Source organism: Lentibacillus sp., assembly GCF_035301925.1.
Taxonomy (GTDB): Bacteria; Bacillota; Bacilli; order Bacillales; family Amphibacillaceae; genus Lentibacillus.
Map to the genome: position 1 here is coordinate 1 of NZ_DATGTI010000046.1, position 9,292 is coordinate 9,292.

The 9,292-nt window shown below is 47.3% G+C and carries 10 protein-coding genes; all 10 read right to left on the reverse strand.

All coding sequences use genetic code 11. The features are described from left to right. A partial coding sequence (locus VK080_RS04050) for a dihydrolipoyl dehydrogenase family protein (RefSeq protein WP_324223485.1) occupies positions 1–1,047 on the reverse strand: 1,047 nt, incomplete at its 3' end. A gap of 12 nt (positions 1,048–1,059) precedes the next feature. Further along, on the reverse strand, positions 1,060–2,406 hold the full coding sequence (locus VK080_RS04055; protein ID WP_324223486.1) for a dihydrolipoamide acetyltransferase family protein: 1,347 nt from the start codon (positions 2,404–2,406) through the stop codon (positions 1,060–1,062). 12 nt (positions 2,407–2,418) lie between these two features. Beyond that, positions 2,419–3,402 (reverse strand): alpha-ketoacid dehydrogenase subunit beta, encoded by a 984-nt coding sequence (locus tag VK080_RS04060; protein WP_324223487.1) that lies wholly within the window; start codon positions 3,400–3,402, stop codon positions 2,419–2,421. Positions 3,403–3,414: 12 nt separating this feature from the next. Further along, positions 3,415–4,398, reverse strand: coding sequence for a thiamine pyrophosphate-dependent dehydrogenase E1 component subunit alpha (locus VK080_RS04065; protein WP_414672212.1), 984 nt, complete (start codon positions 4,396–4,398; stop codon positions 3,415–3,417). A gap of 156 nt (positions 4,399–4,554) precedes the next feature. Continuing rightward, positions 4,555–5,841, reverse strand: a complete 1,287-nt coding sequence (locus tag VK080_RS04070) for an NAD(P)-dependent oxidoreductase (RefSeq protein ID WP_324223489.1) — start codon at positions 5,839–5,841, stop codon at positions 4,555–4,557. A gap of 140 nt (positions 5,842–5,981) precedes the next feature. Further along, entirely contained in the window at positions 5,982–6,347 is a 366-nt protein-coding gene (locus tag VK080_RS04075) for a PTS glucitol/sorbitol transporter subunit IIA (protein ID WP_324223490.1), read from the reverse strand. A gap of 113 nt (positions 6,348–6,460) precedes the next feature. Further along, positions 6,461–7,528, reverse strand: a complete 1,068-nt coding sequence (gene srlE / locus VK080_RS04080) for a PTS glucitol/sorbitol transporter subunit IIB (RefSeq protein WP_324223491.1) — start codon at positions 7,526–7,528, stop codon at positions 6,461–6,463. A gap of 26 nt (positions 7,529–7,554) precedes the next feature. Then, positions 7,555–8,094 (reverse strand): PTS glucitol/sorbitol transporter subunit IIC, encoded by a 540-nt coding sequence (gene srlA / locus VK080_RS04085; RefSeq protein WP_324223492.1) that lies wholly within the window; start codon positions 8,092–8,094, stop codon positions 7,555–7,557. Continuing rightward, positions 8,082–8,480 carry a transcriptional regulator GutM gene (locus VK080_RS04090; RefSeq protein WP_324223493.1) on the reverse strand — a complete coding sequence of 133 codons (399 nt, stop codon included), beginning with the start codon at positions 8,478–8,480 and terminating at the stop codon, positions 8,082–8,084. The genes srlA and VK080_RS04090 overlap by 13 nt, the downstream gene beginning before the upstream one ends. A gap of 98 nt (positions 8,481–8,578) precedes the next feature. Next, positions 8,579–9,292, reverse strand: a 714-nt coding sequence (locus VK080_RS04095; protein WP_324223494.1) for a sugar-binding transcriptional regulator, incomplete at its 5' end; no start/stop codon positions are given.

Here is a 9,292-nt window from a genome sequence, read left to right on the forward strand (position 1 = left end):
GATGATCGACTCCGCCGGCGCTCCGGCAGCCGCCTGCGAACCCTTCCCGGCTTTTCCGGCCATATGCGTGACCGCTCTGATACCTTCATCACTGGCCGCGTGCGCCAGCTGAAAGCCGCCAATCAAGTCACCGACTGCATAAATGCCAGGCACCGACGTCTGCAGGTTCTGATTGACTTTAACAAATTTGCCGTCAAACGCGACGTCCAAGTCCTCAATACCGGTCAGATTTGGCTGACGGCCGACTGCAACCAGAACGCTGTCTGTTTCAATCGTGTTCTTACCGCCATCTGCTGCCTCAACCTCAACAGCCGCATTCGCACCGCTTTTCCGGAAACCGGTAATCTTAGCACTGGTATGGAACGTAATACCTTTTTTGCTTAGCTCACGCTTCAGATAATCCGACGCATCCGGATCTTCCGTTGGTATAATCCGATCGGCCATTTCAACGATTTCAACTTCCGTATCCAGACTGTTGAAGATGCAAGCAATCTCAAGACCGATGACACCGCCGCCCATAATGACGAGATGCCCCGGCACTTCTTCAATGTCAAAAATCGTGTCGCTCGTATAATAATCGATCTCATCAATGCCTGGCAGCCCCGGAACAAGCGGTTTGGAGCCATTCGCCAGCATGACATTATCAGCCTGAATCGTCTCGGAACCGCTCGCAGACGCAATCGTTACGGTTTTATCTTCCTTAACGGTTCCCATGCCGTCAAAAACATCAATCTTGTTTTGCTTCATCAAACTCTTGATGCCATTTTGCAGTGTCTTAACGACTTTTGTCTTCCGGCTGACCATATCCTTAATCGAAAACGAAAAGTCATTCACCGTGATGCCGTATGTTTTAGCACCCTTGATTTCCTCAATCACTTCAGCATGTTTCAGCATCGTTTTGGATGGGATGCAGCCCCGGTTGAGGCAGGTCCCGCCGAGGTCGCCTCCTGATACGAGAGCGACACGCAAGCCTTCTTTTGCTGCCCGGATAGTTGCGACATAACCGCCGGGGCCTGCGCCGATAATTGCGAGATTATAAGATTTCATCGTGTTCACCCCTTATATCAAAAGGCCGTATGGATTTTCCAGCCGCTCTTTCAAATCGGTCAGGAATGCCGCAGCTGGTGCACCATCGATTGCCCGGTGGTCGAATGACAGGCTGAGTACCATCATTGGCCGCACTTCAACTTCGCCATCGACTACGACTGGTTTTTCGACAATACGTCCGACACCCAGAATGGCTGTTTCCGGCGGATTGATAATTGGTGTGAATCCATCAATCGCGTACATGCCCAAGTTGCTGATTGAGAATGTGCTGCCGGTCATTTCATCAGGCGTCAACTTGTTGTCGCGGGCTTTTTGACCCAGCGTTTTGCTCACTTTAGTCAAATCAGCCAAGCCTTTATGGTTTGCTTCTTTGACAGACGGAACAATCAGACCGTCCTCGATAGCAACAGCCAGTCCGATATTAACGTGTTTATTCAATACAATTTCGTTGTCAACAAGCGATGCGTTGACACGCGGATGTGCTTCCAGTGCCTGAGACGTTGCTTTCATTAAAATTTCCGTATATGACAATCTGAAGCCAGTTTGCTTTTCGATAATCGGCAAGAGTGATTTCCTGACATCGATCACATGTGTCATGTCAACTTCGCTTGTGAGCGTGACATGCGGAATCGTGCTGGTGCTCTGAACCATTTTATCCGCTACAGCTTTGCGCAGACCTTTCAGTTTGATGCGCTCGGCGTCTTCATCCGGCGCGCCCTGTCCAGCCGTTGATGCAGCTGTATGCTGAAGCACGTCATCTTTGCGCACTTTGCCATGGGGGCCTGACCCCTCGACCGCCGACAGATCAACACCCTGATCATCAGCAATTTTTCCGGCAAGCGGGGTGGATTTCGTGCTGTCGAGCGCGTCTTTCACATCCTGCTCGTGAATACGTCCTTTAGGTCCCGAGCCTTTGACGGATGCCAGCTCAATGTTGTTTTCACGGGCAACGCGGCGAGCTGCAGGTGTGGCGCGCACTTTGCCGCCATCCGCGACATCCTGATCCGCGTCCGCACCTGATTCAGCAGCTGCTGGCCCCTTAGAAGTTTCCTTAGCTTCAGCCTGTGCACCTTCACCGCCGTCATCACCGGCTGCAGGAGGTTCCTCAGGTACTTCCTCATTTTCCTCGCCGACATAGCCGATCACGGCGTTGACCGGGATTTCGGCATCTACATCATAATAGCGTTTCAAGAGCACGCCGTCTTCATATGACTCCACTTCGATATTTATTTTATCAGTCATGATTTCAAATAACGGTTCCCCGGTTTCAACCGGGTCGCCTTCTTCTTTAAACCACTGCAGCAGTGTCCCTTCTTCCATGGTACTGCTGAGTTTCGGCATAAATACTTCTTTCGCCATTTCGGACCCCCCTTATGCCTTGTTGAGTGTTTCTTTTACGGCTTGGATGATATTCGGAACTTGCGGTACGTGCAGTTTTTCCAGCTCTGGGTTATATGGAACCGGTGACTCGGCACCGCCCAAACGTTTGATGGGTGCATCGAGAAAATCAAATGCATCACTTTCGGCGATCATGCTGGCGATCTCACCGCCATATCCGCCGCGTTTCACCGCTTCATGGACGACCACCGCACGGCCGGTTTTGGAAACAGATTTGACGATTGTTTCCGTATCAAGCGGTACCAGTGTGCGCGGATCGATCACTTCAACGCTGATGCCCTCTTTTTCCAATTCTTTGGCGGCTTCAAGTGCGCGGCCAACCATGACAGCTGTTGCGACAATGGTGACGTCCGTTCCTTCGCGTTTCACGTCTGCTTGGCCGAGCGGAATGCTGTACTGTTCTTCAGGTACATCCGATTTTGTGCCATAAAGTGTTTTATGCTCATAGAAAATAACCGGGTTGTCATCATCCATTGCAGCTTTCAGCAGTCCTTTGGCATCATAACCTGTTGATGGCTGGACCACTTTCAGCCCTGGCACATGCGCGACCCATGCTTCAAGACTTTGTGAGTGCTGAGCAGCAGCGCCTGTACCGGAGCCACTCGGCGTACGCAATACCATCGGAACCTTGCCTTTACCGCCGTACATGTAACGGATTTTAGCTGCCTGGTTCGCCATTTGGTCCATCGCAATTGTAATGAAATCGGAGAACTGCAGCTCAACGATCGGGCGCATGCCTGTCAGCGCTGAACCGACTGCAGCTCCGGCGATACCAGATTCGCTGATTGGCGTGTTGCGCACGCGCTCGGGACCGAACTCCTCGATCATGCCACGGGTGACACCGAACGCACCGCCATAGACACCAATATCTTCACCTAAAATATAAACATCATCATTTTTGCGCATTTCCTGACTCATTGCTTCACGTACTGCTTCTGAATAGGTAATCTCTCTCATCGTAATCCCCTCCTATGCGTAGACATCCGTCAGTAAGTCTTCTTCGGTTGGCATTGGGCCGTTTTCAGCAAACTCAACCGCATCTTCAATTTCCTGTTTGGCATCTTTGCGGATTTCTTCAGCTTTTTCTTCCGTTATGATGCCTGCTTCAACGAGTACGCCTCTGAAGCGTTTGATTGGATCTTTCGCTTTCCATTCGTTTTCTTCTTCGCGTGTGCGGTATTTCTTCGCATCACTTTTCGAGTGGCCTTTCCAGCGGTATGTTTTTGCTTCGATCAATGTCGGACCTTCACCGCTGCGTGCGCGTTCAATGGCATCATGTGTTTTGTTCATCATATCGACAATGTCGTTTCCGTCAGCGACAACGCCTGGGATACCGTATGCTTGCGCGCGATCGGCAATATTTTCGACGTTTGTCATTTCTTTAACCGAACCGGACATGCCGTACTGGTTGTTTTCACAGACAAAAATGACCGGTAAATTCCAGACAGAAGCCAGGTTAACCGCTTCGTGGAAACTGCCTTCGTTTGTCGCACCGTCACCAAAGAAGCAAACTGTTATATAGTTTTGCTTTTTCATGTGGGCTGTCAGTGCTGAACCAACTGCGAGCGGAATGCCGCCTGCCACAATACCGTTAGCGCCCAGGTTGCCGATATCAATGTCGGCAATATGCATGGAACCGCCTTTACCTTTACAGTAGCCGTTCGTCCGGCCAAACAATTCCGCCATCATTTTGTCGGAAGTTGCACCCTTGGCAATACAATGGCCGTGCCCGCGGTGAGTACTGGTGATTTTGTCTTCATTATCGAGCAACGCACAGGCACCGGCAGCGCTTGCTTCCTGGCCGACCGCCAAGTGAGTGGTACCATGAATCATGCCTTTGGCGAAAAATTCATCCACTTTTTCATCAAAATACCTGATGACCCACATTTGTCTATATAAATCTACTAACTTATCCTGACTGACTTCAGGGACGAGCGTCACATCTTTTGTCAATTCCATTATGCTCACTCCTTGTTTTACATTTGTTCATTATTGTTACGTTTGTAATTTTAGTATAAACCGTTTTCCTGATCGGGTCAAATCAATCGCTCGATTAAACTACCTTCAGAAAAGACCCCTGATGCTATTCAGAGGCCTATTTCACACGTTCTATTGTTTATCCTGCAGTGCACGCAATTTCCAGATCGTCGATTCGTTTGTCTGCTCGACATCGTCATAGGTGATTATGTCACCTTTTTTGACGGCTTTCGTCATTTTTACATTTTTATCAACAAGACCGATTGGCAGCAATTTGTCTTCTTTTGCTTCATCAGCTTTCAGAAGTTTGCCGTAAACTGAGTAGCCGCCGATGCCATCAAGATAGTCGCCTTCAGCGAGGTCTTTTTTCGCAACAGCAACCGTTTCACCTTGCAATCCATAGTGCGGTGCAATCGTCGGTTCTTTGTCAAAATATGCTTTGGCAATGGATAACGGTGTTTCCAGACTTGTCAGGTGGTATGGGCGGTACAAGACATAGTTAGGTCCGTCACCCATTTTCAGGTATTTCATTTCAGCATTGACTTCCTCTTTATCGGAAGCAATGATGGCAAATACGCCCGGTGCGACACCGTTAACGAAGTCAACTACCTGCCGGCCGTTCAGCTTGCCGCCTTTGTCCTTTTCGATGAAAATACTAGGCAGATCTGCCACTTTGCCTTCAAAGCCGTGCATGCCTGGTTGATCCGGTGCAAATCCAGTAGCGTTGGCTACACAATTCATTTCAACCATTGTTTTGGTGCCGTCCTGGAATGATGCCAGCATTTTCGGACTGGATCCTTTTTTCGCCGCTTCCTCAGCCGTAACATCCGGGTTGGATTCAAGGTTCAATGGATTGTTTTTCCCTTTACCCAATGCGACCACTTCAAAGCCCATGGCATCGGCAAAGTCATATAATTCCATGATTGCCCCTGGCTCATCACCGGCAGATCCCGTGTAGATAACACCACTGGCATCAGCCATTTTCTTCAATAACGGGCCAACTGTAACATCCGCTTCCACATTGAGCATGACAATATGTTTATTGTTTAAAATCGTATCCCACGCAATTTCAGCACCCATATTAGGAACACCCGTTGCGTCTACAACAACGTCGACCTCCGGAAGTGACGTCACCAATTTGCTATCTTTTGTTGCCACGACCTGATCGCGGCTAAGCGCGCCTTGTGCTTTTTCCATATCATCGGTGACGACAATGTTTGCTGAATGGATGCCGGCATTGTTATAGGCATTTTCCACATTTTCAATTGCCAAATCGGCTGTAATCACAACACGCATGCCTTTCATGCTTTCAATCTGGGAAATCATCCCTCTGCCCATCTGCCCTGCGCCGACAAGGCCAACCTTGATATAAGATCCTGATTTTTCTAAGTTTGCTAGTTTGCGGTTAATTCCTAACATGATGACTCACTCCTCAAATGATTTTTCGCCGCATATAACGGTCAGTAACCTGCCAAAATACGGCGGCCAACTGACCCTAAATGCCCGACTTGCTCAACTAACATTCAGTGGGAAAACCACCCACTGAAGAAGTTTCGCTTTTATCTCGTAAACGAAATGGTAGAATTCACACTGATTTCCGGGATTGGCTTGGCTTCAAGACAAACTGTACCAGGCAAATCGGAACTTGATTCCCCATTAAAATGGAATGTCGCATGACCCAAATCTTTCATGGTTTCATTGGCTTTATCGCCAACGAATAAAATATCAAAAGCTTCCCCGTCAATGACCATTTGATCACCGGCTTTTATTTCCTCAGAAATGGTATCACCGTCGTGCACGTAGGCGATGCTTTTCAAATCTGCCGGGACGGTATGATTAAATAAAATAATCATGTTTTCCTCTGTCATTAACGGGGCATCAGAGCCAACCTCGACAACATTCACGTTATAATAGGCATTTGCCATGTTATTCGCCTCCAATATCATTTATTTAAATATTTTTACATTTGTTCCATATTGTAACATAAGTAAAGTGATTTGCAATTTGATACCCTCTCTTTTAGAAGAGGGCATCGGTTTTAGCTATAAAGCCCGAAGCTTGCGAAGTACGCAATGACAACCGCAGCCGGGCCTGTAATCAGTCTTGAGAAAAGGACTGCGGGAACACCCACTTCGATGGTTTCCGGTTTTGCTTCCCCAAGTGTCAGTCCAACCGGAACAAAGTCAGTACCTGCTTGCGGGTTAATCGCAAACAATGCAGGCAATGTCATTTGTGCCGGAATATTGCCTTTTCCAACTTCAACCCCAATCAGAACACCGACAACCTGAGCAATGACTGCCCCTGGTGCAAGCAGCGGTGAAATAACCGGAATCGAACAAATCAGGGAAAGAATTAACATTCCGACCAGCGAGCCGGCTAATGGTGAAACCCAGTTGGCGATTAAATCACCGATCCCGGTGTAAGTGATAATCCCCATCAGCACACTGACAAACGCCATAAATGGCAGGATGTTCTTAATAATTGTATCGATTGTGTCACGACCAGCCTGGAAAAAGGTACTGACCACGAAACCGACTTTATCACCGAGCACTTCAATGATACGGTTAACCGAATTTTTCTTTTTGTTTCCGTCACTTCCCTCTTTTGCTGCTACTTTCTCCTTAGCTTCTTCCTTTGTGCGTTTAGCGACATCTTTATCCAGCAATGATTCGTTTACTTTTGGGTCATCAGCTCCATCATTTGATGCTTCCGACTGACTTACTTCTGCGGAATCATCAGCTGCTTCAACATGATCGGTTGTGACACCGGATACAAAATTCGTTTCCTTAATAAATTTTGCCAGAGGGCCGGATGGTGAATTACTGTAGACATTAACGGTCAGGACACCCATTTTCGGGTAGACGCCGCTTCTCGCTGTACCGCCGCAATTGATGACAGCACAGGCCATTTCTTCCTTTTCGACTGATTTTTCGAACCTGTCTACTGCTATACCACCCGTTTTATCCGCTATCTCCTGGGCGACCGGATGAATACCGCCGCCGGTTACTGATACAATATATTTTTGCTCATCTGTTGGCTTGATGACCAGCGGGCCACCCCAGCCTGAGCCACCTTTTGTCACTTTCGCTGCCTTATAGTCACTCATTTGTTATCCTCCTCACTAATCTTGTCCTATGCTGCGGCATTTTCATTTCGTTCTCTGTTTTTGATCATGCGGTTGGTTATATACTCGGTCACAACACCTCTCAGCAGCATCACAACGATACCGACAAGCAGGAACCGCAATGCCAATGGTCCTGTTGAAAGACCAAGCTGTGTAATCCCGGCTGCGACACCAGTGTAAACGAACAGTTCAGCCGGATTGGCGTGTGGAAAAAGTCCTGTTACCGGGTGTACGAACGAAACCGTTGAATCGTAAAAAGCAGGTTTTTTATTCTCCGGCAAAAAGCGACCGAATGTATAACACATCGGGTTTGTCAGGAAGAATACCGCCAAAAATGGAAAGATCGTATATCTCAGGAAAAAATATTTGGTACATTTCTGGGCAAAGGCAAAAACTCTTTCTTCACCAATAAACTTGACTAAAGCGTTAACAGCTGTGATCAAAGCAATCAGTAATGGAATAATATCGGTAACCATGCCCATAAACGTGTCGCCACCTTCCTGGAACATACCGATAAAGCCTTCAGCAAGCGAAATTAAGAAATCCATGCTTCATTCCCCTCTCGTTTTTTCATTTCTTTGTTTATCATGTCAATCGCATTTGTGAGTGCGATGTGTTCCTTTTTTGGAAGAAAATTGACGAATTTGCTTTCTTCCAGATTCAGACCAATTAATTTCTTCATATCTCTGAATCTGGCAAAAACCGTCAATCCTTTCATAACCTTTGCGTCAGTTATACGGGAATTGTCATCACATACCAGAACGATGATCGCCCCGGTACCGAACCACTTTTTGTAATAACCGGTTCCCAGAAAACCGCTGTCCCGCCTGCTGAGTTTCCCGATTTCAGATTGATAGTGTTTCACCTGAAAGTGGGTTAATAGAAACTGTAACGCCCAAATTGATGCAAAAACGACTATAAATGTCCCCCACATTTGTCGGCACTCCTTTTACAATTGTTTTGGGTAATAATTTTTGTAAACTTATAATAAAGCGCTTTCAATAAAAAGTCAAGACGATTGTCCTAGAAATTTTAAAAATGTTCGAGGGTAGAACACTTTTTTAATAGATTTTCTGCTGTTTGTTCATCCGTCACCAGTATATTTGCCAGTCCGGAAGTTAAAGCCGTATGCAGACTATCTGTTTTATGCTCCCCTTCAGCAATTGCCATTACCTCGGGGGTTTCGCGGATCTCATCAGGACTAAGACCAACAATCCGGTCATTGATTGGGTGTTCAACGATTTGTCCATCTGCATCAAAAAACCACGAGTTAAGGTCCCCTTCAGCACCGGCCGCTTTCAACGACTCAATATCCTTTGTGTTAAGGTAGCCCATTTCAATCGCAGTTGTTTGCTGAGTCAAGCTGCCGACACCGACAATCGCGAAATCCACACTGCTTCCTTCATCAAGGACAGCCGCCACATCCTTGGACTGGACTAATTGCTGTTTCATCTCGACGCTGTCTGCTATGGCAGGCGCGTACACATACGACGAACTTGCATTAAGCTGTTGGGCAAGCTGGAAAGCGAGATGGTTCGAATGGTATGCCACATGGCTCTGGCCCATTCCACCAATTAACGGGACAATATGCACATGCGGCTGTTCGTCGCTCTGAAATTCTTCTGCCAGCGCGTAAATTGATTTTCCCCACGAGATCCCCATTGTTTGAATATGACTTAACTTTTTGGCCAAATAAGCGGATGCTGCCTGACCCATATCACGATGAATCATCTCGGTATTTTTATT

Coding starts and splice junctions, on each gene's coding strand:
- srlE (WP_324223491.1), bottom strand. CDS start 7,528: ATGAGTGACTATAAGGCAGCGAAAGTGACAAAAGGTGGCTCAGGCTGG.
- VK080_RS04060 (WP_324223487.1), bottom strand. CDS start 3,402: ATGAGAGAGATTACCTATTCAGAAGCAGTACGTGAAGCAATGAGTCAG.
- VK080_RS04090 (WP_324223493.1), bottom strand. CDS start 8,480: ATGTGGGGGACATTTATAGTCGTTTTTGCATCAATTTGGGCGTTACAG.
- VK080_RS04070 (WP_324223489.1), bottom strand. CDS start 5,841: ATGTTAGGAATTAACCGCAAACTAGCAAACTTAGAAAAATCAGGATCT.
- VK080_RS04055 (WP_324223486.1), bottom strand. CDS start 2,406: ATGGCGAAAGAAGTATTTATGCCGAAACTCAGCAGTACCATGGAAGAA.
- srlA (WP_324223492.1), bottom strand. CDS start 8,094: ATGGATTTCTTAATTTCGCTTGCTGAAGGCTTTATCGGTATGTTCCAG.
- VK080_RS04075 (WP_324223490.1), bottom strand. CDS start 6,347: ATGGCAAATGCCTATTATAACGTGAATGTTGTCGAGGTTGGCTCTGAT.